This is a genomic window from Acinetobacter sp. 25-47-122 (assembly GCF_056779695.1).
The window spans coordinates 61,610-85,465 of the sequence record NZ_JBWYIJ010000005.1; the positions used below are offsets into that span (position 1 = coordinate 61,610).

The window sequence follows — 23,856 nt, forward strand, 5'->3', positions numbered from 1 at the left end:
AAAATACTAGAAATTTGATTCAGTTAGCTTGAGTGAAAAATCCGTATTTTCTATTTAAAATATAAAGTATTCAGAGCGCAGTATGCCATCGAAAACACAATTTAAAAAATCATTACTTTCCCAATGTGTGCAGCACACATGGATATCAAATGATATCAATAAATGGTTCTATGCAAGTGTTTTTTTAGGTGCGCTTTCTTCACCTGTGTTATTTGCAGCCGACGCAGTGGTTTCAAGTCAGGAGCTTGAGCCTGCGACATCCGTACAAGCCATCGAAAATAATAAACAAAAAATAGAAAACGTTGCGCAACAACAGGGATTGTCAAAAGAGAAAATTGAAAGTATTGATCAAAAAATAGATCAGCTGAGTGGGCAAGATGATTTTAATAGTTATGAAATGCTTCAGCAGCAAGAGCAATTGAGTCCACAAGAGCAATTCAAGCCGATAGAATTTGATGATTTGGAGTTGCTACCTGAGGAAAGTGTGGACCCTCGACTTGCCAATGAAATTTTATCAGTCGCTGAAGAAGCCAAGCAGGAAGCGCAAAATTTCAGATCGGGTCTGACGACTCCAGCCATTCAAGTACAAGATCTACCTGCGAATGACATTTCAGAGGCTGAGTTAACAAAAGCGCCAGTCAACATTGATCAGTTGATGCAAAACATTCAGTCTGATCGTCAGATTGAGGTGTCTGAAAATGTGGAAGGACGTTCATTATCCGTTCAAACCCAAGAACCTGAAAATAAAGAACCAGAAAAAGTAAATGTGTTTAAACGCATTTTCTACAAAATACGTCCTCCACGTCTTAATCAGCCCGCTGCTGTGCCACGTATTACCGCAGATGTTACGGGCGCACCTAAAGCACTCGCGGACAATATCAAAGCAAAGTTATCTTCATTCACAGTTGAGTCATTTTCAGATTTCAATGCTGCCGTCCCGCAACTCCGTAATATGACTGTCCAAGCTGCACAAGCCGTAGGTTATTACGATGCTGAATTTAAGTTTGAAAAAGTCAGTGATAACCGAGTACGTGTCAATGTCACACCTCATAATCCAGTAGTGGTACGAGAACAAAATATTGAATTTACTGGGCCTGGGCAGAATCTTGCTCAATTGCAAGTGATTCGAGTGCTTCCTGATTTGGAGGTGGGTGATATTTTCGATCATGGTAAATACGAAGCGACAAAAGCTCGAATCATTGAAGCGGCGAATAACAACGGTTTCTTTGATTATTATTGGCGAATGCACGATGTCATGTTGGCCCGCCCTCAAAATCAAGCCGATATAAATTTGAAGATGGAAACAGGTGAACGTTATAAGCTGGATGATGTGCAGTTTAGAATGAGTGATCCATCAAAAAAATTACCGATTCGTGAAGATATTTTAAGAACATTAGCTCCTTGGCAAGAAGGTGCAGACTTTACCGCATGGCGTGTAAATGTATTAGCCAACAACTTAACCAATTCACGTTATTTTAACTATAGCCTTGTTGACGCTGTTAAACCTGATCCAATTATTAAGCCGCTTGAACTCGCACCTGATTTGCAGGCTTTAGTGGATGAGCAAAAAATTGATCGAAGTTTATTAACAGGTCAAGAAAAGGCTGAACAACAGGCAAGTTCATCAGAAGAAGTCACGCAGAATGTGGCAGATGAAACTCAATTTGCGGGTGGAAATGAACGTCGTACTTTGCAAGAGCGTAATGATGCTGATAATCAAGCGCAAGCCAAGCAGGAAGAAACCGAGCGTTTACAAGCCTTAGCACGTGAAGAGAAAAAAATCCCTGTCATCGTGACATTGAATGCGGATAAATTAAATAGTGTTGAAGCGGGTATTGGTTATGGTACTGATACAGGTGTGCGCTTACGAAGTCAGTACCGCCGTTCTATTGTGAATGAACGAGGTCATTCGTTTGATGCAAACTTAGAGTTGTCACAAGTCAGACAATCGATTGATGGTCGCTATAATATTCCATATAAACACCCATTAAATGATTATGTCAGTCTAGTTGGTGGTTACGAGCGTGAAGATCGTGATGAAATTGGGAATGGATTAAATCTCATTGTGGAATCCGCCGTTGCCGGAGCTGACAGAATTATTAAAGGTGCGCGTCGTGATTGGCAGCATATTTTTGGTGTGCGTTATCGTCTAGATCGTATGACGATTGAAGGTGATATTCCTGAGACACTTGACCCAGATACCAATTGGGATGAAATCCCAGAGTTTGTCGTTGCAACGGGTAATGATGAGCAGCAATCTTTATTACTTGGTTATGAAGCCACTAAAGTCACCAGTGATAATCGATTAAATCCGACAAAAGGATTTAAACAAAACTACAAAATCCAATTGGGGAGTGAAAGCCTGCTATCCGATGCTGATATGGCGATTGTGAATGCGAACTGGAAATTTTTATATTCACTAGGCAGTAACAATGATCATCAATTCATTGGTGGGGCAAACCTCGGTTATATCATCACAGAAGATTTTCAAAAAGTGCCCTATAACTTGAGATTCTTTGAAGGTGGTGACCAAAGTCTACGAGGCTTTGACTATAAGAGTTTGTCCCCTGTGGAATTTGGATATAAAGTCGGAGGTCAAGCGCGTGCGATTGGGACTTTAGAGTACAATTACCAATTTAAAGAAGGTTGGCGCGCCGCGTTATTTAGTGATTTTGGTAATGCTTATGATGAAAAATTTACCAATGATACTGAATATAGCATAGGAGCAGGAATCCGCTGGAACTCTCCAATTGGTCCAATTCGTCTAGATGTGGCATCGGGGATATCTGATCCTGGTAAACCTATTCGTCTACATTTCTTTATCGGGCCGCAACTTTAATATTTAAGATAATAAAAGTACTCAATCATTTTTTGGAATAAGTATGGCTGAAGACATCGAGCAGCAACCTGAGCAAAACGTGACGCCACAGCGAAGTTTATTACGCCGTGTATTGCTGATCATTTTATTTATTCTGATCTTTTTTGTGGCTTCGCTTGCCGTAATGTTTTCAACAGACAAAGGCAGTAAATTCTTACTTGACCGTGCTTTGTCCACTCAACAGATTATTCAGTATGAATATGAAGGTGGAAATTTACTTCAAGGCATCATTCTAAAAAATGTATTGGTGACGCTGAAATCAGTTGATGTGAAAATTGATAGAGCTGATGTCACTTTGGGTTGGCGTGCCATATTAGATAAAGAAATTCATTTGAATCGTGCCGATGTCCGAAATTTGCGTGTCATTAACAAGTCACCGCCAAGTGATGAGCCATTTAAGTTTAGTGAAATTAAACTCCCTTTTGTTTTACGTGTTGATCATGCCGATATCGATCAATTGGTGATCCAAACTTCAAGTTCTAAAGTGCAATTTAATGACATTATCCTAAACGAAGCACTATGGTCAGGTACTGAGCTTAAGTTTGAAGATTCGCAGTTTGATATGGGTTATTTGTCTGTAAAAAAAGCAACAGGTCAGATGGATTTTAAAGGTAAATATCCGTTAGATGCGCAAGCAGTTGTAAGACTCCCATCTTTAAAGTCGATCAACGTTGAGGATATTTATCTCCATGCAAAAGGCTCTTTAGATACCATTCAAGCGGGCATTGCCACGCGTACCCCTGATTTATTAACAGGTTGGGCAGTGGTACATCCAGTTCGAAAGAATGTACCGATGCAAGGTGCTTTAAACTTTAAAGATTATCACTGGCCTTTAATGCTAGAGCAGGAGCTTTTATCTAAACAAGGAGTTGCTAAGTTTTCTGGAGATATCCAACGTTTGAATTTGGATATTAATACCGATATTTCTGGTAAAAATATTCCTCAAGGGCAATATACTGCGCTGGCGCATACAGATCTCGTCAATCAATTGAATATTTCAAACCTGAATGGTCAATTGATGAACGGGGCGCTAAATCTTGCGGGTGTCGTAGGATGGAAGGATAAAGTCACTTGGGATGTGCAAGGTCGCTTAGATAAAATCAATCCAAAAGATAAAGTGATTCCACAAGTGGTGCAAGATTTTCTGCCAGAACGTTTGGATGCCAAAATCGCCTCAGCTGGTTCGTTAGAGAAGGGATTAGCTCTCACAGCACTTATTGATTTCGACCAATATGAAACATGGAATTTAAATCTTAATCAAGCTGAACAAAAAAATAATAAGCCGAATCCGATGTTGCTAGATGTCGCTTGGAAAAATATTGATCGTGCTGTTCCGTACATTGGTTGGTTAAGTAGTGAATCTGGGGATGTAAAACTTGCTTTAGTTGAAGGTCAACAAAATATTCATGTGGCAACCGTAGTTGGTGCAAATGAAAAAGGAACTTTACCTGCTGGCAAATACAATGCCCAATTAGACCTTAAAGGGAATGATCTTCATGTTCCTTCATTTATCTATCAAGCAGATGGAAAAGGATCTTTACAAGCAAATGCCAAGGTTGAATTACCATCTGATCAAAGACAGTTGAAGTGGAATGCAGTGCTTAATGCAAAAGATTTTAATCCGCAAACCATCAGTGCTGCTGCTCCTGTAAATTTATTAAATGGACAAATTCAAGCCAGTGGCTTTGCTCGCCCTAACCAGCAAATTATTCAGTTAAATCAGATCAATCTTTCAGGTCAACTTGCCAATCAAAATCCACCGGAGACAATTAAGCTGACTGGCTCAAGTACAGCAGCCATTCTTTTACATGATGAAAAGTCGGGTGGTGGTTTTAAAGGCTTCGCAGTAAATTATGATGGTGCATTGCATGCAAGCCAACTGCCACAAGGGGATGGTCAGCTTAAAATACGTGTAGCAGGCACACCTCAGCGCATCAATATTTCCGAATTTAAACATCAGGGTGCTGCGGGTCAGATTAATGCCAACGGTTTAGTCAATTTAGCCAATGGAATCGGATGGGACATTAATGCTTCTTTAATACGCTTTAAGCCTCATTATTTTGTCTCAAGTGTTAAAGGTGAAATTTCAGGCAATGTCAAAACGGATGGTGTTTGGTCAGATCGTTTGAAAAAAATTAATATTGATCGACTCAATCTCGCTGGCATGATCAATAAAAAACCGCTTAGAGCAAAAGGTAATCTTGCTGTTATTCTTAATTCGAATCAGATAGGTTTCCTACCACAACAGTTTGAAGCCAATAATTTGTATTTGGTGTATGCGCAGAATCAGATTCAAGCCGAAGGGAATGCTCAGAATCTTCGCGTTAAGATTGACGCGCCTGCATTATTTGAGCTTTATCCTGGTTTACGTGGTCGTGCGCAAGGTTTTGTTAATGTGCAGTCTCAACCGAGATTGTCAGCAACTGCGAATGTGAAGGTGAATAACTTTGGTTTCAATGATCTTGTCAGTATCAAATCACTCAACATCCAAGGGGAATTACCAACTTCGGATACAGTGCCTACTGCATTAACTGCAAGAATGGACAGTTTAAGAAGTGGCAATCGTGAGATTCAAAACGCTGAAGTCTCGATTGCTGGCACGCGAAAAGCACATTTATTGAAAGTCCAAGCCGCGAACAAGCTGTCTAAATTTTATGTACAACTGGCAGGTGGATTTAATCCTGCGAATGATTGGTTAGGTCAAATTCAAAAAGGTGACTTTGACTCTGCACGCGCGCATTTGAAACAGGCCCAACCTGCACCTGTGATTTATAATACTGCGAAAACAGAATTATTTGTGGGTGCTCATTGCTGGACCAGTAATCAAAGCCAACTTTGCTTTGATCAGCCCTTACGTGTGAGTAAGACCAAAGGTAGCGCCTCATTTGTGAGTCGGAATTTAGATCTTGGTGACTTTGCCGCATTTATGCCTGAAGGTTTCGCAATTACGGGTAAATTGGATGGTTATGCTAAAGCGTCTTGGGGGCAAGGCATTCAACCAAAAATCGATGCCAAACTTGTTACGCGTAATGGTGTTGTCGGTCTAGCAGCTGCCGATCCAGATGATATCAGCACCACGATGAACTACGATGAAGTAAGTCTTATTGCACGAAGTATTCGTGAAGGATTATTACTTCGTGCTGATTTGAAAGCTCCGAATATTGGGACTGGATATGCAAATGTTGTGGTGAATCCATTTGTTGATTCGAAACCAATGCGTGGTGAAGTTGCTCTGAGTCAAGTACAACTGAAAATTTTAAAACCATTCATTTCGGATGTGCGTAAAATCGATGGTAATTTATCCCTTGCGGGTAAAATCAGTGGGACATTGACTCAACCGTTATTTAACGGCGAAATGCGCCTTAAAAATGGTTCCATCAGCATGATTTCGTTACCTGTTAATCTCACGAATATTCAGCTGTATTCATCTATTCGTCAAAACCAAGCGACGATCGATGGCGCTTTCAATAGTGGTCGAGGCGTGGGTAAGTTAACGGGTGATATCGATTGGAAAAATGATCCTAGAATTCGTTTAAAACTCAAAGGTGATAATTTATTTATTCGCCAAGCACCATTAATCACAGCTGTTGTGAACACTGAAATGGATTTAGATGCACGTCCTGTCAGTAAGCAGTTAACTTTGAATGGTAAAGTTGAAGTTCCGCGTGCGCTGATTTCAATGCCAGAATCGAGCGCGTCCGTAGTGCCTTTATCCGCCGATGTTCGAGTGGTACGTGAAGGTGATAATCAACTCGCGGTACTTAAGGCTGCAAAGCCATGGGATATCCGCGCTGACTTAGAATTAAATTTAGGAAACCAAGTGATTTTCCAAGGCTTTAATAGTCGTATTCCATTGCTTGGGCGAATTTACTTAACGCAACGAGGAATAGAAACTGCCATGCGTGCCAATGGTGCGATTGGTGTAAGTAAACGCGTTACCATTGAAGCTTATGGGCAGTCTTTAGAATTAAGTCGTGCAATTGCACGTTTCAATGGCGCATTGTCCAACCCAACCCTTGAGGTTGAAGCAAGTAAACTTATTTCAGGCAGTACAGTTGGGGTGCGTGTTACTGGAACCGCAAGTAGTCCAAATATCCAAGTATTTAATGATGCGGGATTATCTGAACAAGAAGCAATGAATGCCTTGATTACAGGTCGAATCAATGAAGGTTCAAGTAGCTTGAGTCAAGCAGAAGGCTTTAAGTCAGATGTGAACAATACCATTGCTGCAGCGGGGATTAGCTTAGGGCTTGGTGGTACACGTGCTTTGACCAATCAAATTGGACAGACATTTGGGTTAAGTGGTCTTGCTCTTGATGCGCAAGGAACAGGCGATGACACTCAAGTGAGTGTGACAGGTTATCTGACCCCTGATTTATATATCCGTTATGGTGTTGGTGTCTTTACGCCAGTCAATAAATTAACGCTACGATATCAGATGAACCAAAGACTCTATCTGGAAGCAAGTCAGTCTTTAGAAAAAGCCATTGATATTTTCTACAATTGGCGATTCTAAAAGGTAAAAGGGCTTCAATCGAAGCCCTTTTTAATTCAATGTATAAACCGAAATTAAATTTAAGCCCTATTGTTAAAATGCTAGACTTAAAATTTATCGGACAAGAACGAATTAAAAAATGAAAACAATTGCAATATTCATGGCGATGATAGCGGCAACACTCATGGCGGGCTGTCAAACCAATCAAACTGAGCAACTTACTCCAAAAATTGGAATGGCTAATCCTGCAAGCAAATTTTGTGTTCAACAAGGTGGAAAATTAGAAATACGTAATGAGGTAAATGGTCAAGTGGGTTATTGCCAGTTGCCAGATGGTGTTGTGGTAGAAGAATGGGAACTATTTAGACATCATCAAAATATTTGCAAACCTGAAGAAGCGAAAAAATTAGTCGGTATGCATAATCTTGATGATCAACAGATTTTGAATAAAACCAAAGCCAAAATTATTCGCCGTGTCGGACCAAATGATCTGGTTACTATGGATTATCGAAATGATCGTATTACAGTAACCGTGGATGATCAGAATAAAATTATTCGCTCAAGCTGTGGCTAATGAACGAGAAATGTCATTACACGATTTCCTATTCGGTTTAACTCGATTATCATAGCCGCAACAGGAGAGATGTATGAACAAATTCGTGATTCTGGGTGCTGTACTTGGTTCAGCCGTTTTGCTCAGTGCTTGTGAAGAAAAAAAGCCACTAACCCCTGAAGAAGTCTGGCATGGTTACTGTACCAGTATTGGTAATGCTGCACGCTCTATTTTGCTAGACCGTCAAAATGGTATCGAGAAAACTGCAGCGGTCGAACATGCTTCTAAACTGACCGATCCGACGACGAAGAAATTTGTAGATGCTCAAATTGAGAAGGTCTATGCTTATCCTGCGAATCAATTAGAAGTGGATCGTGATGCATTAATGGCTAAATTCAAAAAAGAAGCAACGGATGAGTGTTTAGCCACTCCTTACGATAAAGATAATCTGCCTGACTACAAACAGTTTTAAGGCGCTACAAAAAGATTGATCATAAAAAAGAGGGAAGCGTAAGTTTCCCTTTTTTTGTTGAAATTAATTACAAATTTTAATTAGCATTAAAATAGAAAAGCTTATATAAAAATAAGATAAATAAAACAAAAGGAGCGGAACAATGGAAGTGGTCGCATACCTGAATAATGCCGATCTTCTGCTTGAAGATGCCAATGGTGTTGCTGTAATTAATGGCAGCCATTACGTCCTAAGTCTAGGGGATCGAGTCTATCTTAAAAATATGATCAATGAACATGCCAAAATTTATCAGGTACACATTAGTTTTGCTTGTGCCGAACACCGCATGCTACATGATGATGAAATTCTGGTCAGATTTGAAGGAACACGAGAAAGTCTGCAACAATATTTAGATCGCACAACTGTCCACTAAGGTTGAATAGTCAAAAAAGGATTTAAAAGGCAACATCTTGTTGCCTTTTATTTATTTAAGATCCGTAAAAGCTTCATGTTAATGTCAGAATTGTTCGATAAAACAACATATTGAGCAATGAGTAATCAGAAGAGAGATCATTTAGTAAGAAAATAATGGTCATCACAAAGAAACACTCTTCTTGCATTAACTTTTAACCGGAATTTTAGTAAAATTTAGCAGTCCATATTATTTGCAGGCTTTATAAGCAGGATATTGCAAGTAATTTTTTAAAGAAGAGGAATAACACCGTGCTAGAAGCTTACCGCCAACACGTTGAAGAACGTGCCGCACTCGGAGTCCCACCGAAGCCACTTGATGACGCTCAAACAGCTGCATTAGTTGAATTATTAAAAAATCCACCAGCTGGCGAAGAAGCATTCTTAGTTGATTTGCTTGAAAACCGTGTTCCAGCAGGTGTTGACCAAGCTGCTTACGTAAAAGCTGCTTTCTTGGCTGCTTTGGCGAAAGGTGAAGCGACTTCTCCATTAGTTTCTAAAGAGCGTGCGGTTTACTTACTAGGTACTATGCTTGGTGGTTACAACGTTGCTCCTTTAGTAGAATTATTAGAAGACGCAGCGCTTGGTGCTTTAGCTGCTGAAGCGCTTAAGAAAACACTTCTTGTTTTCGATGCGTTCCATGACGTTGCTGATAAAGCAAAAGCAGGTAACGAAAACGCGAAAGCTGTTCTTCAATCTTGGGCTGACGCTGAATGGTTCACTAGCCGTAAAGACGTTCCAGAAGAAATCAAACTTACAGTTTTCAAAGTTACTGGCGAAACAAATACAGATGACTTGTCTCCAGCTCAAGACGCTTGGAGCCGCCCAGACATTCCGTTACACGCTAACGCAATGTTGAAAAACGAACGTGATGGTATTAAACCAGAAGTTCCAGGTGAAGTTGGTCCATTAAGCCAAATCAAAGACTTAATCGCGAAAGGCAATACTGTAGCTTACGTGGGTGACGTTGTTGGTACAGGTTCATCTCGTAAATCTGCTACAAACTCTGTGCTTTGGTTCTTCGGTGACGAAATCGCTCACATTCCAAACAAGAAAGAAGGCGGTTACTGCTTAGGTTCTAAGATTGCTCCGATTTTCTTCAACACTATGGAAGACGCTGGTGCGTTACCAGTTGAAATCGACGTTGCAAACATGAACATGGGCGACGAAATCACGTTGAAGATTGACAAAGCGACTGCAAAAGTTACAGCGTTCAAAGATGGCGCTCAAATTGCTGAAGCTGAGTTAAAAACTCCAGTACTTCTAGACGAAGTACGTGCGGGTGGTCGTATTAACTTGATCATTGGTCGTGGCTTAACTACTAAAGCACGTGAAGAATTGGGTCTTCCTGCTTCTGACTTGTTCCGTACTCCAGTTCAACCAGCTGCAACTGGCAAAGGCTTCACGCTTGCTCAGAAGATGGTTGGTCGTGCTTGTGGTCTTCCAGAAGGTCAAGGTGTACTTCCAGGTACTTACTGCGAACCTAAGATGACAACTGTTGGTTCTCAAGATACAACAGGTCCAATGACGCGTGACGAATTGAAAGACTTAGCTTGCTTAGGTTTCTCTGCTGACCTCGTAATGCAATCTTTCTGTCATACTGCTGCGTATCCAAAACCAGTTGACGTTCAAATGCAACACACGCTTCCTGATTTCATCATGAACCGTGGTGGTGTTTCTTTACGTCCAGGTGACGGTATTATCCACTCTTGGTTAAACCGTATGCTTCTTCCAGATACAGTTGGTACTGGTGGTGACTCACATACACGTTTCCCAATCGGTATTTCTTTCCCAGCGGGTTCTGGTCTTGTAGCGTTCGCTGCAGCAACTGGTGTTATGCCACTTGATATGCCTGAATCAGTTCTTGTGAAGTTCAAAGGTAAAATGCAACCTGGTATCACTTTACGTGACCTAGTACATGCGATTCCTTACTACGCAATTAAAGAAGGTGACTTAACTGTAGAGAAAAAAGGTAAGAAAAACATCTTCTCTGGTCGTATCTTAGAGATCGACTTATCAGAAATGGAAACTGACTTAACTGTTGAGCAAGCGTTCGAACTTTCTGATGCTTCTGCTGAACGTTCTGCTGCTGGTTGTGCGATCACACTTTCTGAAGAGAAAGTTGCTGAATACCTTCGTTCAAACATCACGATGTTGAAGTGGATGATCTCTGAAGGTTATGGCGATGCTCGTACTATGGCGCGCCGTGTTGAGAACATGGAAAAATGGTTAGCGAACCCATCACTTCTTAAAGCTGATGCTGATGCTGAATACACGAAAGTGTATGAAATCGACCTTGCTGACATCAAAGAACCTATCCTTTGCTGCCCGAACGATCCAGATGATGCAAAACTTCTTTCTGACGTTCAAGGCGACAAAATTGATGAAGTATTCATCGGTTCTTGTATGACAAACATCGGTCACTTCCGTGCAGCTGGTAAACTTTTAGACAAAGTACCTGGTGGTTCTTTATCTACTCGTCTTTGGTTAGCTCCTCCAACTCGTATGGACGAACGCCAATTAATGGAAGAAGGTTTCTACAATACTTATGGTAAAGCTGGCGCGCGTACAGAAATGCCAGGTTGTTCATTATGTATGGGTAACCAAGCACGTGTAGCTCCAAATACAACTGTTGTATCTACTTCTACGCGTAACTTCCCGAACCGTTTAGGTCAAGGTGCGAACGTTTACTTGGCTTCTGCTGAGCTTGCATCTGTTGCTGCGGTACTTGGTAAGTTGCCAACTCCTGAAGAATACCAACAGTATGCTGCTCAAATCGACAGCATGTCTGCGGATATCTACAAGTACTTGAACTTCGATCAAATGAACGACTATACAGACGCTGCTAAAGACGTTGATACGAAGAAAATTGCTGCTGCTCAATTGTCTTAATGAGCTAGGATAAAGAAAAGCCGAAAGGCTTTTCCCTAGCGCAAGAGTAAATCTATGATTTGCTTGAAAATTAAGCGTTAGGCAATATAAGATAAGGGCTGATTTATCAGCCCTTATTTTTATGCAAAATTATTATGAAAATAAATTCGATGCTTTGTTTTTGAATTTTGGTCTAGAACTAGCAAAAGAAAAAATTGTACAAGAACTTTTGTATAAAAGTTCACAACCCAAACATGGAGTTTTTAAAAATAAATTTGATATGTTCTGGCAATCAAGTTTTATTAAATTACTCACTGTTGATGATATAAAAAGTCAAAATTATATTCTCGCATTAAGTCAATATATTCGTTTAAATTCGATTGATAAAAATATTTGTGTAAATTATTTAAAACTTGATGTTCAAAGTTTTATTTTGGGAGTACGTTATTCAGGGATAATACTTCATTCTGCTCATTATTCATGGTGTCTACTAAGGGAAATTGAACAAGAATTTAAAAATGAAACCCTTACTAGTTTTTTTCAGACTGTAGAGTATTTACAATCACAATATACGCATCGATTAGAAATTTATGATGATATTAAGAATAGGCTGAATATCGGTCAAATTACAGCTATGGCTTTTGGCAGTTTATATGCTTATGAGTATTTGATTCCAAATCAAGATTACTTTGATTATTTGCCTTATCAATTTGATAGAAATGAAAATAATTCGGCACAAACAGTGTGGAAAGCTTTTGATGAAATTGTTAAAACATCAAAGAAAAATACTAAAAAATTATCTGAAGAGTCAATTGCATTAGCATTAAAAAATAAACTTATGCCTTTCTTGATTGAAGACGGGATGACACCACAGCTTCTACAGCAATATGAATTATATAAAAAACTTGTGGCAATAAAAGTTGAGATTATTAACTACCAAAGAAATGTACTTGAGTCATTTTGTTTTGACGAAGATGTAAATTATAAACTCAAAAATTGTGAACTAATTTATACAAATGCAAAAAAAGATAAAGATGTTTGGTTTAAAAAACACTCTTTATTATTAAGTTATTGGCTAAGTATAGGTACTAAAAAACTTTTAAACTCAGATGTTGTGTATAGCATTATAAATACTGGTGAGAATTTAGAAGCTAATGCAATTGCTTTATCAAAAGCATTTGGTATCCAAGAACAATTAGAACAGGTCTATGGGATTGTAGACTTCAGTATTAACAATCAAAAACTTGATGCGTATGAAACCATGATTACCATGACTTTATCGCAAGCCCATTATTTAAAAGATCATATTGAAAAATTTATAAGTTTTTTACCTCGTTCTCAAAGTAATTTGCAAGCCTTAATGCGACTCACTATGCATGGTTTTATGATCGGTGAAAATAGAATGCCTTTCAAATTTGCTAGGCAAGAAGACAAGATTAAAAGAATGTCATCTTGGGTAAAAGGTAGTTCAAATTCTGTCAAAAAAAAGAAAATGGAACAAATCTTGAGTTTTTGGACTTGTGACTTGTACAGTGAAGATGATTATTCCACATTTCAACAAAAACCATTTTACAAAATTGATGATTTTGTTTTTCAATTTCCATGGCTAACTGCATTTCAAAATGTAAATTCGATGATGATTAATTATGTGCGCAAGCTACATAAAAATCGTTTGGAGCTTAAAAATGAAACAGATAAGATTGAATTAAACTTAGCTGAGAAATTTAAGAATGTTGGATTTAAGGTAATTTGCCAATATCAACCTCTAGATAGAGAAGTTGGCGAAATTGATCTAATCGCAATATATGAAAATTTTGTCATTGTTGCAGAAGTAAAATCAACTTATATTAAAAGTAGTATTCAAGAAATCTATGAATATCGAAACTTCACGTTAAATAAAGCAGCTTATCAACTATCTAAAAAAGTGACCTACATTAGAAATGAATTTTTGAAGCAATATTTTGAAAATTTAGATGATGTAAAAATTCATTCTTGGATTATAGATACAACATTAGAATTTGATCACCAATATTTTGAAAATCATTTAAAAATATCTATGGATGAAATAATTATATCTTTAAATGGAAAGGCTGATTTTATGAACTCCTTCATAGATGATTCATTTGATCTAGAGAAAGAAGCAAATCCTGTTGATGTTGTACAGTTTATTGATGATATTGAGAATGATAGATTTTGGAAAAATCAACTTGGGAATTATGATAATTATATGAATAGTATGCTGAGTAAATTGAATGTTTAAACAGCCCCGTTTCCTCTGTATCGGTGGCTTCCTTAACGGAATCCAAGTCAAAGACCAAGGCGACAGCTTTAATTGTATGACCAATGGGCAGAATGAAACTTATACGAAGAAGGTCATTTTCCATCAAGAAGCATGGGATCATGACTACTACGTGTTTGAAGATATCACTGATCAACAAGCCAAAGAGTGGGTGTTTCTAAAATATGGAGAAACCGTCATCTACCGAAAAAGAAAGCCCATGAAAAAGCCCCGTAATTAAAAAATTAACGGGGCTAGTCGTACCACTCTCGTGATACTCATATAAGGCTCATCTCATACTGCCTGCATTAAAACACATTCACACAGATTCGTCATGCTGAATCGAATATAAATTCAAATTGACTACTGCGAAAATCTTACAAGCACGTAACCATAAATAAAACAGACAGCAACAATCTAAAAATGTGAAATAAATAGAATAAGCAAAAAATGAACACAGCATGAATATAATGAAAACGCTACTTACCTTAAGTTTAATCAGTCTATCGCTCATTGCATGTTCAAGCGTGGAGATTAAAAATTATGATTCAGAAGAAGATGCATGTTATCAGAAATATAAAGATGAAACAGTAAACATGTCTGAATACGATAAACAGCGCTATTACAATCAGCACCACCTAGGTGTAGTCGAGCCAGATCGAGTTCGCGAATCAATTCGAGAACAAAGAAGAAAACAGGCGCAATAAACCAACAGGGCAGTACAAATAAATGTACTGCCTATAAATCATTGAAAAATTACATTTCAGTAGCTGAATAAAGCAAAATTCTTTGTGAAAATTGATTAAAATTAAAACATTAGGGAAATACAATGAATTTTGAAGTTGATGCCTTTGGCACCATCGTGATTGCCGTATTTTTTCTATTTATTGGGCGCTATCTAGTCAACCGCGTCCAATTCTTTAAAAACTACAATTTACCTGAACCTGTGATTGGCGGTTTGGTCGCAGCAATTACAGCATTCATCTTATTTAAATTCTTTAATATCAGTGCCACATTTGATGCGCAAATTCAAAGCATTTTAATGCTGATGTTCTTTACCTCTGTGGGCTTAGGTGCAGATTTTGTTAAATTAAAAGATGGTGGTAAAGCCCTATTTATATTTTTGTTCTGTGTGATCGGATTTGTGATCGTTCAAAATATTGTTGGGGTGAGTTTAGCGACGGTATTAGGTTTAGATCCGCTCATCGGTTTAATTGTAGGTTCAATCACCTTAACGGGTGGTCATGGCACGGCAGGTGCATGGGGCCAAGTGCTTGAAACCCAGCATGGCATTCAAGGTGCTATTGTATTGGGTATGGCAAGTGCGACCTTTGGTCTGATCATTGGTGGTATCGTTGGTGGTCCAGTTGCTAAATTTTTAATTAAACGTCATCAACTGGCTAACAAAATTGACAATGATCAAAACGAATCACAATTGGATGATCAGTTAAAATCTGCACCATTTGAATATCCAAAAAAGACACGCTTAATTACTGCAAGTAATGCGGTTTCGACGCTTGGTATGTTTGCACTTTGTATATTCACGGCAAACTTAATGACAGATTTTAGTCAGGGTAAATGGTTTGAGCTTCCAACCTTTGTTTGGGCGCTAGGTTCAGGTGTGATTTTGAGAAATCTGCTTGAACATGTATTCAAAGTAAATATCTTTGATCGTGCGATTGACGTGTTTGGAAATGCATCTTTATCACTTTATTTATCTATGGCATTGTTATCACTACAACTGTGGTTATTAGCAGATTTGGCAGGTCCGTTAGTCACGATTCTGATTGTGCAAATGCTGGTATTGATTTTATACACTGCTTTTGTGACATTTAAGGTGATGGGGAGCAACTACGATGCTGCGGTTTTATCAGCAGGTCATTGTGGTTTTGGTATGGGTGCGACGCCAACGGCCATTGCCAATATTCAAGCAGTAACCAATACCTATGGTCCTTCACACAAAGCATTCTTACTTATTCCACTGACAGGTGCTTTTTTCATCGATATTGTAAATGCGATAGTGATCCAGCTTTCGATTGGAATATTGGGATAGAGTAAGTTTAAAAAACCGCCTTTAAGGCGGTTTTTTACTTATGGAGATTTATATATGCAGTTGAGATTCGATCATCGGCCAAATATTTTGATGCGACTGTTTGAACATCAGCATGTGTCCGATCGCTTTATGGCCAAGCTCTTTGGGTTTGAGTTCGATCGCTTCAGTAGGTGCATTAGGATATAAACGAAGTAAATCCTGAACATTTGCTTCGGTTGCAATCTCATCATCACTTGCCCAAATAGCAGTGATAGGAATTCGAATCTCTTGGTGATAGTCTTGATCTAGGGCAACCGTTTTCCCAATCGCATTAATAACATAGCCAGGTTGACTACAAAATTGAGCCCAGTCACGTGCAACATCTTTCGGTAGATTTTCCCCCATACCAATGGCTTGGGTAGGGCCGTAACCGAGCGTCATACGTGCGAGAGGAAAAATACCTTTAAACATCACAGGGGCAAGTAGTTTCGTACGACCTTTGAGCCCTTTTACATGCCCAGTCGAACCTGCTATTGCCACGACTTTTGCAACTTTATCATGGTTGGGGGTGATCCCAATGAGTTGTCCACCAGCGCTGTGACCGACAAGAATAACTTGCTTGGCATGGGTGAGTTGTAAGAGTTGATCAATTGCAGCTGGAATATCCAACTGCCCCCATTGCACAATACTTGCTTTGGATTGCTTCAATGGGCCATAAAGAGAAGCACCAATACCACTAAAATCAAACACCATTACGGCATAGCCTTGTTGGTTAAGCCATTCGCAAAATCGATGATAAAACTTTTGAGTAATTCCAGTGGCAGGGCACACCAAGACAGGAAGGCGCTTTGAATGCTCGGCAGGAAAAAAGGTAGCAGCAAGTTCGTATTGATCCTGACGAATAATTTTAATTTTTTGCATAATTTAAACTGTGCAAGTATCCGTAATCAAAATACTTTACCGCAGTTCTAAAAGATCAAACCAACAAATGATGACTGTTGCGTTTGTGAAATGACTGTTCAGTCGTGAAAGGAACCTGTTTCAAGAAGTGCCAATAATAATGGAAAGTATTCCTGCTGCAATTAAAGGTCCAACAGGGACGCCACGTAAAATAGCCACACCTGCTACAGTACCAATCAGAAGTCCAGCGACAATATTTGGCTGATTCGCCATAAGCGTTACGCCACGACCACCTAACCATGCAACCAATAATCCGATTCCAATGGCTAAAATTGAGTTTAAGCTCAAGAACGACTTGAGAATATCTTTACCCGGAATGGTGCCACTGGCAATTGGCGTAAGAACGCCAATGGTGAGGATAATAATGCCGATATTTAAACCATGCTGTTGAAGCAATGGAAAATACTCGTTTAAAGGGGTGATACGAAAAACAATAAGTACTGCGACTGAAATTGTGACAGCTGTATTTTGACTGAATATTCCACATGCCAATAAAATGATTAGAACGATTAAATTGAGGTCTAATTGAGACATAAAGAAGATCCAGTGCTTATCAGGACAGTACTTGAAAGTTATAATAGTTTAACTGATTTAAAGTCTGCATTCAGATGACATACTTTAAATTTCAACGAATATTGTAAGTAATGGAAGTGATTCATGGTTCTGGAAAAAATGTTACAGTCTCAAGGCTTTGGATCACGAAAATATTGTCAACAATTAATTAAAGCTGGTGCAGTGGTCATTGATGGTACTGTGATCACGGACCCGAAATATAAACTGAAGCTTCAAGGTCTTAGCTTCCACGTGTATAACGAGGAATATACTTATCGTGAAAAAGTTTATATAGCACTCAATAAACCTGTAGGCTATGAATGCTCGCATCAAGCGACGCATCACTTCAGTGTATTTGAATTGATTGATGACATATTGTTGCAAAGGGGAGTGCAAACAGTCGGACGTTTAGATCAAGACACGACTGGTATATTGTTACTTACAGATGATGGACAATTTCTGCAAGCGCTGACTCATCCTAAAAAACATGTTCCTAAAGTTTATCAAATGCATACAGCAGATCCAGTCACTGAGCAGCAAATCATTCAATTGGGTCAAGGTGTAGAGCTTCGCAATGAAACAGGATTGTTTCAAGCAACAGACATTCAACTCATAAGCGAACAACACCTACAATTTACAGTGCATCAAGGCGTTTATCATCAAGTTAAGCGTATGGTTGCTGCTGTGGGAAATCGTGTTGAATCATTGCATCGACTGCAAATTGGACAATTAAAATTAGATCAGCTTGCTGAAGGTGAATATTGCTATCTCACTGAACAGCAAATACTCGCCGCAAAAAATCAAAGTCCTGATGCTCAACTCCTTGAGATTTAAATCATCAATGCTAAAGACTCTATTCTTAAGACGATATGTTGTGTAATGCCTTAGGATAGAAAGCAATGATAGGTTTGGAATTCATTGTCTTTGACGAAGCCCATCTTTTCGTAAAGTTGGTGAGATTGAAAGTTACTTCGTTGTGTCTCTAATGAAATTCGACTGGCTTTTTCGGATTGTGCAAACAAAATTGCAGTGTCAATGAGTTGTTTGGCTGAACCTTGTCTTCTATAAATTGGAGTGACATATACATCATCTAGAATGTAGTAGCTTGAACAAGCATGGGATGAAAAACCTAAATAAAGAATCACGAAGCCAGTGATTACATCATTTTTGATGTGAATAAAAATAACACTTTGTTGGTTTTCGAATCGCTGTTTTAGAAAATCATAGGATTGTTGAATATTGGATGATGCACCATAAAACTGTCGGTATTCATCAAAAAGTACAGCGAGTTGATTGAGATCTTCTGTTGTGGCTTTCCGTACTATCACTATTGAGCTCTCCTCAGATCATTATTTTTAATCTTGTTATGATGAAGAGCTAAACATATTTGCGCAGGGCGCTGTAAATTAAATTGTTTAAAAATACGACAAAGTTAACTTATGTCAAAAATTAATCTTTATCGCTTTCACCCAAAAGTGCATTCAATTCTGCAAAAAAATCGTCGTCATCTAAACTCGAAGTTGTAGTATTGGAATCTTGTTGTTCTTGCTTAAGTTTTTTGAGTTTCAACAATTGATCCATGTTGATCGTTTGATTTTCGATTGCAAAAGGAATGGACTTTGTCAGTACAACTTGTTTGAAAAATAAACGCACTGCTTGCGCTGGTGTAATCCCCAATTGCTTAAAAACTGCAAAGGCTTGTTTTTTTTCTTGTGAGTCAAGTCGGACTTGATAAACTTCTGTTTTTCTCATGAATTAAAACCAAACGACTCTAAATTTAAGTGCTTATTTTAATCTAAGTAAATGTAATTTCAATGTCTGAACGTAAAAATTATATAAATTTGTCATTACAATGAATCTACAATGTCAGTGTTTGCATGCTTTTAAAGTGCATTTCAATATTTAATATCGGATCAATAAATTGAAGCTCATCAGCAAGTAATTGCAACGGAGCACTGAAATCATCCTCAGCTTTATGCGAGATTACCGGATAAAAAGGATCATTTTTGATTGGAATGTTGAGCGCATTGAGGTGAACGCGGAGTTGATGTTGCTTACCGGTCAGTGGTTTCAAAATATAGCGTCCCCACTTTGAATTGTGTTCTATAAGGTCAATTTCAGTGACAGAATTGGTGACACCTTCACTTACTTTCATTATATAAAATGGGTTTCCCTTTTCCATGCGCAATTCAACTGTTCGTGGAAAGACTAAGTCTTTTAAGTAAGGTGCGATGGCTTGATATTTTTTGGATACTTTACGATCTGCAAAAAGTTGTTGATAGACTCCGCGACTTTCAACTTTTTTTGAAAATAAAACAACACCTGCTGTTTCGCGGTCTAAACGATGAATCGGTGTGAGATGAGGATTATCAGTGAACTGCTTTAATCTCACCAATAAGGTTTCTTGAACATATTGACCTGTCGGACTCATGGTTAAAAAATGAGGTTTATCCACCACGAGCAGATCATCGTTTTCGTATAAAATTTTTTCCTTGAACGGAACATGAATTTCGTTTGCTAAAAAACGATAATAAAAAATATGAGAATTGGGTTGATACGCCGAATTGATGGAAAGTGTGTTGCCATCCGCATTGTAAATAAGACGATCTTGAAAACGTTGTTGCCATTCCAGTGCGTCTATATGAGAAAAGGCTTGAATGAGGAAATCATAAATCGTGATCGGGGAGACTTCGAGATTTGGAAGAAATACTTTGCTGGCTGTTACACCATTGATCATCGGTGGCGTAAAACTTGGGACACTTTCTGAATTTGATTTTGGCATAACAAGACAACAGAATAAAAAAATGATCAGATGAATGAGTTTTTGAACAAGTCGAGATAGGCACTGTTCAGGAGCATGCTATTATACCTCTTCAACAGATGTCTAATGTGATCCAGATGCAATATTCTTTTCAACTCAACTTAAATGATGAAGCAGATACTCAAAAATTAGCTGCATGTTTAGGGCAGTGTATTGAAAAGGGTGTCATATACCTCATTGGAGATTTGGGTGCGGGTAAAACCACCCTGACGCGTTATTGGCTTCAAAATTTAGGTCATCGTGGTGCGGTTAAAAGCCCGACTTATACACTGGTTGAACCCTATAAAATCAATCAGCAGGATGTCTTTCATTTTGATTTGTATCGTTTGAATGATCCTTATGAACTTGAGTTGATGGGTATTCGTGATTATCTGGATATTGCTGATGCACTATTCTTGTTTGAATGGCCCTCTAAAGGTGGTGACGAAATTCCAAATGCAGATGTTATCTTGAATATTGAGAAATCTGATGATGAATCAGTACGTCATGTCACGATTTCTTCAAATGATGAAGCTTTACTCGCAAAATTAAAGACACAGTTTTAAATAATTCTATGGCGCATGATCTTAGCTTGAATCGAATTCAAACCTTATCTCCTGCATTAGCAAACCAAATTGCTGCGGGAGAGGTAATTGAACGTCCTGCATCAGTGGTGAAGGAACTTCTAGAAAACTCCATTGATGCAGGTGCGACTGAATTAATCATTCGAGTCGAACAAGGCGGTAGTACGCTGATTGAGATTATCGATAATGGCAAAGGGATTCATCCTGAGGATCTTCCGCTTGCGGTGATGCGGCATGCGACCAGTAAAATTCAAACTGCTGAAGATTTACATGCAATTGTGAGCTTAGGTTTTCGCGGAGAAGCCTTGGCTTCCATTGCTGCTGTTTCGCGCTTGACCTTGACCAGTAGTCGTGATGATTCAGGAATTGGTTATCAGGTCGAAGTAAACGGCACGGCCTTTGATCATCAAGAGATTCAAGCTGTTGCTACTCAGCAAGGCACACACATACGTGTACAAGATTTATTTTTTAATGTGCCAGCAAGACGAAAGTTTTTAAAAAAGCCAAATACGGAATTTGGTCACATTGAAGAAATCGTACGGCGCTTAGCCTTAACGCATTTCGATATTCGGATTGTGCTGGAACATAATGGTGCTATTCGTTTAAATTTGCCTGTCGCAGACAGTGGTCAACTCAGATTTCAACGTGTACAGCAGCTTTTAGGTCGACAATTTACTGAAAATGCGTATTGGATCGATGCTGATAGTGTCAATATGCGCTTATCAGGATGGTTAGGTCATCCTTCTGATGCTCGAGCACAAAGTGATTTGCAGTATGTGTACGTGAATGGTCGTATCGTAAAAGATAAAACAATCTCTCATGCTTTGCGAATGGCCTATGATGGCATCTTGCATGGGCATCAACATGCAGCTTATTTGTTGTTCTTAGAAGTTGATCCTGAATTTATTGATGTGAATGTACATCCGACTAAACATGAGATTCGATTTTTGAATCAACGTGAAGTACACGAATTTGTACGTCATTTTGCCAAAGAAACTTTGTCGCAATTTCAAACTGCGACTGCGGATTTAGCCCAGGCTTTAAAGCTTGATCAAGATGTCATCGCACCATCAGTTCAGCTACCACGTTATCAAGAGCAATTTAATTTGCATCAAAATGCTCAAGCATCGCCCCCTATGTCCCAGACGTTGCAGGAATCGAGTCATGAGGGGTATCTAACAGATTTTAGTGCTAAACAGCCTCAGTCAGTTCAATATAGCGCGCCGAGTCAGTCTTATTCAAATTCTAATATTAGCAATGCACTCAAATCTTATTTGGCACCTTTGAAAGAAACGTCATCTAATTTTGAAGTTCCTTATGATACTGAGATGGAATCAACATCGTCTAAAGTTGACGAGTTTCCTTTGGGGATTGCAATTGCACAACTTCATGGAATTTATATTCTGGCGCAGAATTCTGAAGGCTTGATCATTGTAGATATGCATGCCGCGCACGAGCGGATCTTATTACAGCAAATGAAATCTGCTTGGGATAAACCTGAATTTTGGACATCACAGCAGTTGCTTATTCCAAAAGTGATTTCAATTACACGCATGCAAGCCACGCGTATCGAAGACCTTAAGCCTCAGTTGGCGCGGCTTGGTTTAGAAATTGATCAATATGGCGATGAGCAAGTGATAGTGCGAGGTGTGCCTGCTATTTTGCACAAAGCCGATTTTAATGCATTAATCCCAGAACTTTTGAATGATCTTGATCCCAATGATGAGGCCAGTGCTTTACAACAAAAAAGAGACCATATCTTGGCAGGAATGGCATGTCATGGCGCAGTGCGTGCGCATCGAATGTTAAGTATTTCTGAAATGAATGCACTGTTGAGGCAGATGGAACAAACTGAGTTTGCAAGTCAATGTAATCATGGACGACCAACTTGGAGGGCTTTTCCACTTAGCCAGTTAGATAAATTATTTGCTCGAGGAGAGTAATTGTACATGTCAAATCAAATGCCAGTCATCAACTTAATGGGGCCGACTGCGAGTGGGAAAACTGCTTTGGCATGTGAGCTATATGAACGCGGTAATTTTGAAATTGTTTCGGTAGATTCTGCTTTAATCTACAAGGACATGGATATCGGTTCGGCAAAGCCATCAAAAGAAGAGCAGGAGCGATATCCACATCACCTGATTGATATTATTACACCGCTCGAGGTTTATTCGGCAGCTCAATTCGTTGAAGATGCATCGCTGCTGATTGATGAAATACATTCACGCGGTAAGACCCCAATCTTGGTGGGTGGGACGATGTTGTACTACAAAGCACTATTGGAAGGCTTGGCAACGAATCTCCCTAATGCTGATGAAAAGGTACGTCAACAAATTGAAAATGAAGCCATGGCATTGGGTTGGGAGAGCGTCTACGAAGAGTTAAAACGTGTCGATCCTATGGCAGGTGAGAAGTTTAAAGTGAGTGATCGTCAGCGCATTATACGCGCGCTAGAGGTCTATCGTCTGACAGGTCGACCTATCACTGAGCTTCAAGCAGAACAGCCCAAAAAACAGCCATATCGTTACAATTTTCATAATTATGCGCTGTTACCTGATCGTGTAGAATTACACAAAAGAATTGAACTGCGCCTAAAAATAATGTGGGATATCGGTTTTTTAAATGAGGTGGAGTACCTGATTGAAAAATACGATTTAAGCGATAATTTGCCATCGGCGAGATCTGTTGGATATCGCCAAGCTTTAGATTTTCTTAAAAATAGTGATAGAAGTCTCAAATCTAAGCAAGATATGGAAGACAAGTGTTTGTTTGCAACACGACAACTGGCTAAACGTCAATACACTTGGTTACGTTCTTTGCAAGAAGCGCACAGTTTTCAAACTTTTTTGACGATAAAGCAAGCTCAAGAAGACTTGCGAAACTTATATGGATAAAGCAAAATTTACTCACTATCTTTTTTATAAATTTTAA

19 protein-coding genes are annotated in these 23,856 nt (G+C 38.9%); 14 read left to right on the forward strand and 5 right to left on the reverse strand.

Going from position 1 to position 23,856, the window contains the following annotated elements:
* Positions 1 to 82 precede the first annotated feature (82 nt).
* The 10 genes from AC1M9P_RS05980 (at position 83) to gltS (ending at position 16,050) form a co-directional block, all read left to right on the forward strand.
* Positions 83 to 2,839, forward strand: a complete 2,757-nt coding sequence (locus AC1M9P_RS05980; protein ID WP_481587002.1) for an autotransporter assembly complex protein TamA — start codon at positions 83 to 85, stop codon at positions 2,837 to 2,839.
* 43 nt (positions 2,840 to 2,882) lie between these two features.
* The gene (locus tag AC1M9P_RS05985; RefSeq protein WP_481587003.1) at positions 2,883 to 7,394 is read left to right on the forward strand and encodes a translocation/assembly module TamB domain-containing protein; all 4,512 of its coding nucleotides are present in this window, start codon (positions 2,883 to 2,885) and stop codon (positions 7,392 to 7,394) included.
* 118 nt (positions 7,395 to 7,512) lie between these two features.
* Positions 7,513 to 7,947, forward strand: coding sequence for an I78 family peptidase inhibitor (locus AC1M9P_RS05990; protein ID WP_481587004.1), 435 nt, complete (start codon positions 7,513 to 7,515; stop codon positions 7,945 to 7,947).
* Positions 7,948 to 8,020: 73 nt separating this feature from the next.
* Complete coding sequence (locus AC1M9P_RS05995) at positions 8,021 to 8,398, forward strand: hypothetical protein (RefSeq protein WP_035267099.1); 378 nt, start codon at positions 8,021 to 8,023, stop codon at positions 8,396 to 8,398.
* Between the two features lie 142 nt (positions 8,399 to 8,540).
* Positions 8,541 to 8,810, forward strand: coding sequence for a hypothetical protein (locus AC1M9P_RS06000; RefSeq protein ID WP_035267100.1), 270 nt, complete (start codon positions 8,541 to 8,543; stop codon positions 8,808 to 8,810).
* A 290-nt stretch (positions 8,811 to 9,100) separates the two neighbouring features.
* A complete protein-coding gene (locus AC1M9P_RS06005; RefSeq protein ID WP_481587005.1) occupies positions 9,101 to 11,740 on the forward strand; it encodes a bifunctional aconitate hydratase 2/2-methylisocitrate dehydratase in 2,640 nt (879 codons plus the stop codon).
* 121 nt (positions 11,741 to 11,861) lie between these two features.
* Positions 11,862 to 13,979, forward strand: coding sequence for a hypothetical protein (locus AC1M9P_RS06010; RefSeq protein ID WP_481587006.1), 2,118 nt, complete (start codon positions 11,862 to 11,864; stop codon positions 13,977 to 13,979).
* Positions 13,972 to 14,238, forward strand: a complete 267-nt coding sequence (locus AC1M9P_RS06015; RefSeq protein ID WP_481587007.1) for a hypothetical protein — start codon at positions 13,972 to 13,974, stop codon at positions 14,236 to 14,238. The genes AC1M9P_RS06010 and AC1M9P_RS06015 overlap by 8 nt, the downstream gene beginning before the upstream one ends.
* Positions 14,239 to 14,458: 220 nt before the next feature.
* Positions 14,459 to 14,704 carry a hypothetical protein gene (locus AC1M9P_RS06020; RefSeq protein ID WP_481587008.1) on the forward strand — a complete coding sequence of 82 codons (246 nt, stop codon included), beginning with the start codon at positions 14,459 to 14,461 and terminating at the stop codon, positions 14,702 to 14,704.
* Positions 14,705 to 14,826: 122 nt separating this feature from the next.
* Positions 14,827 to 16,050, forward strand: coding sequence for a sodium/glutamate symporter (gltS, locus tag AC1M9P_RS06025; RefSeq protein WP_481587009.1), 1,224 nt, complete (start codon positions 14,827 to 14,829; stop codon positions 16,048 to 16,050).
* Positions 16,051 to 16,098: 48 nt separating this feature from the next.
* Here gltS and AC1M9P_RS06030 read toward each other — a convergent pair whose 3' ends face one another.
* Together AC1M9P_RS06030 and AC1M9P_RS06035 are read right to left on the reverse strand one after the other, a co-directional pair.
* Positions 16,099 to 16,950 carry an alpha/beta hydrolase family protein gene (locus AC1M9P_RS06030; RefSeq protein WP_481587010.1) on the reverse strand — a complete coding sequence of 284 codons (852 nt, stop codon included), beginning with the start codon at positions 16,948 to 16,950 and terminating at the stop codon, positions 16,099 to 16,101.
* A 120-nt stretch (positions 16,951 to 17,070) separates the two neighbouring features.
* Complete coding sequence (locus AC1M9P_RS06035; protein ID WP_035264635.1) at positions 17,071 to 17,523, reverse strand: DUF441 domain-containing protein; 453 nt, start codon at positions 17,521 to 17,523, stop codon at positions 17,071 to 17,073.
* 123 nt (positions 17,524 to 17,646) lie between these two features.
* On the opposite strand from AC1M9P_RS06035, the gene AC1M9P_RS06040 reads away from it, so the two are divergent.
* A complete protein-coding gene (locus AC1M9P_RS06040) occupies positions 17,647 to 18,375 on the forward strand; it encodes a pseudouridine synthase (RefSeq protein WP_035264632.1) in 729 nt (242 codons plus the stop codon).
* Positions 18,376 to 18,425: 50 nt separating this feature from the next.
* Here AC1M9P_RS06040 and AC1M9P_RS06045 read toward each other — a convergent pair whose 3' ends face one another.
* The 3 genes from AC1M9P_RS06045 to AC1M9P_RS06055 form a co-directional block, all read right to left on the reverse strand.
* The gene (locus tag AC1M9P_RS06045) at positions 18,426 to 18,869 is read right to left on the reverse strand and encodes a GNAT family N-acetyltransferase (RefSeq protein ID WP_035264628.1); all 444 of its coding nucleotides are present in this window, start codon (positions 18,867 to 18,869) and stop codon (positions 18,426 to 18,428) included.
* 121 nt (positions 18,870 to 18,990) lie between these two features.
* The gene (locus tag AC1M9P_RS06050; protein ID WP_092766206.1) at positions 18,991 to 19,293 is read right to left on the reverse strand and encodes a type II toxin-antitoxin system RelB/DinJ family antitoxin; all 303 of its coding nucleotides are present in this window, start codon (positions 19,291 to 19,293) and stop codon (positions 18,991 to 18,993) included.
* Positions 19,294 to 19,399: 106 nt separating this feature from the next.
* Positions 19,400 to 20,323, reverse strand: coding sequence for a pseudouridine synthase (locus AC1M9P_RS06055; protein WP_481587011.1), 924 nt, complete (start codon positions 20,321 to 20,323; stop codon positions 19,400 to 19,402).
* A gap of 116 nt (positions 20,324 to 20,439) precedes the next feature.
* On the opposite strand from AC1M9P_RS06055, the gene tsaE reads away from it, so the two are divergent.
* Genes tsaE through miaA form a run of 3 tightly spaced genes read left to right on the forward strand, consistent with a single transcriptional unit; the run spans position 20,440 to position 23,819 of the window.
* A complete protein-coding gene (tsaE, locus tag AC1M9P_RS06060; protein WP_179998232.1) occupies positions 20,440 to 20,907 on the forward strand; it encodes a tRNA (adenosine(37)-N6)-threonylcarbamoyltransferase complex ATPase subunit type 1 TsaE in 468 nt (155 codons plus the stop codon).
* 8 nt (positions 20,908 to 20,915) lie between these two features.
* Positions 20,916 to 22,868, forward strand: a complete 1,953-nt coding sequence (gene mutL, locus AC1M9P_RS06065; RefSeq protein ID WP_179998231.1) for a DNA mismatch repair endonuclease MutL — start codon at positions 20,916 to 20,918, stop codon at positions 22,866 to 22,868.
* 6 nt (positions 22,869 to 22,874) lie between these two features.
* Complete coding sequence (gene miaA, locus AC1M9P_RS06070) at positions 22,875 to 23,819, forward strand: tRNA (adenosine(37)-N6)-dimethylallyltransferase MiaA (RefSeq protein WP_481587012.1); 945 nt, start codon at positions 22,875 to 22,877, stop codon at positions 23,817 to 23,819.
* Positions 23,820 to 23,856 lie beyond the last annotated feature (37 nt).

Bases quoted from the DNA above. Each gene is read 5' to 3' on its own strand.
- AC1M9P_RS06015 (WP_481587007.1), top strand. From the start codon at position 13,972: ATGTTTAAACAGCCCCGTTTCCTCTGTATCGGTGGCTTCCTTAACGGA.
- tsaE (WP_179998232.1), top strand. From the start codon at position 20,440: ATGCAATATTCTTTTCAACTCAACTTAAATGATGAAGCAGATACTCAA.
- AC1M9P_RS06000 (WP_035267100.1), top strand. From the start codon at position 8,541: ATGGAAGTGGTCGCATACCTGAATAATGCCGATCTTCTGCTTGAAGAT.
- AC1M9P_RS06040 (WP_035264632.1), top strand. From the start codon at position 17,647: ATGGTTCTGGAAAAAATGTTACAGTCTCAAGGCTTTGGATCACGAAAA.
- AC1M9P_RS06010 (WP_481587006.1), top strand. From the start codon at position 11,862: ATGCAAAATTATTATGAAAATAAATTCGATGCTTTGTTTTTGAATTTT.
- AC1M9P_RS06050 (WP_092766206.1), bottom strand. From the start codon at position 19,293: ATGAGAAAAACAGAAGTTTATCAAGTCCGACTTGACTCACAAGAAAAA.
- AC1M9P_RS06035 (WP_035264635.1), bottom strand. From the start codon at position 17,523: ATGTCTCAATTAGACCTCAATTTAATCGTTCTAATCATTTTATTGGCA.
- AC1M9P_RS05995 (WP_035267099.1), top strand. From the start codon at position 8,021: ATGAACAAATTCGTGATTCTGGGTGCTGTACTTGGTTCAGCCGTTTTG.
- miaA (WP_481587012.1), top strand. From the start codon at position 22,875: ATGTCAAATCAAATGCCAGTCATCAACTTAATGGGGCCGACTGCGAGT.
- gltS (WP_481587009.1), top strand. From the start codon at position 14,827: ATGAATTTTGAAGTTGATGCCTTTGGCACCATCGTGATTGCCGTATTT.
- AC1M9P_RS05985 (WP_481587003.1), top strand. From the start codon at position 2,883: ATGGCTGAAGACATCGAGCAGCAACCTGAGCAAAACGTGACGCCACAG.
- AC1M9P_RS05980 (WP_481587002.1), top strand. From the start codon at position 83: ATGCCATCGAAAACACAATTTAAAAAATCATTACTTTCCCAATGTGTG.
- AC1M9P_RS06030 (WP_481587010.1), bottom strand. From the start codon at position 16,950: ATGCAAAAAATTAAAATTATTCGTCAGGATCAATACGAACTTGCTGCT.
- AC1M9P_RS06055 (WP_481587011.1), bottom strand. From the start codon at position 20,323: ATGCCAAAATCAAATTCAGAAAGTGTCCCAAGTTTTACGCCACCGATG.
- AC1M9P_RS06020 (WP_481587008.1), top strand. From the start codon at position 14,459: ATGAATATAATGAAAACGCTACTTACCTTAAGTTTAATCAGTCTATCG.
- mutL (WP_179998231.1), top strand. From the start codon at position 20,916: ATGGCGCATGATCTTAGCTTGAATCGAATTCAAACCTTATCTCCTGCA.
- AC1M9P_RS05990 (WP_481587004.1), top strand. From the start codon at position 7,513: ATGAAAACAATTGCAATATTCATGGCGATGATAGCGGCAACACTCATG.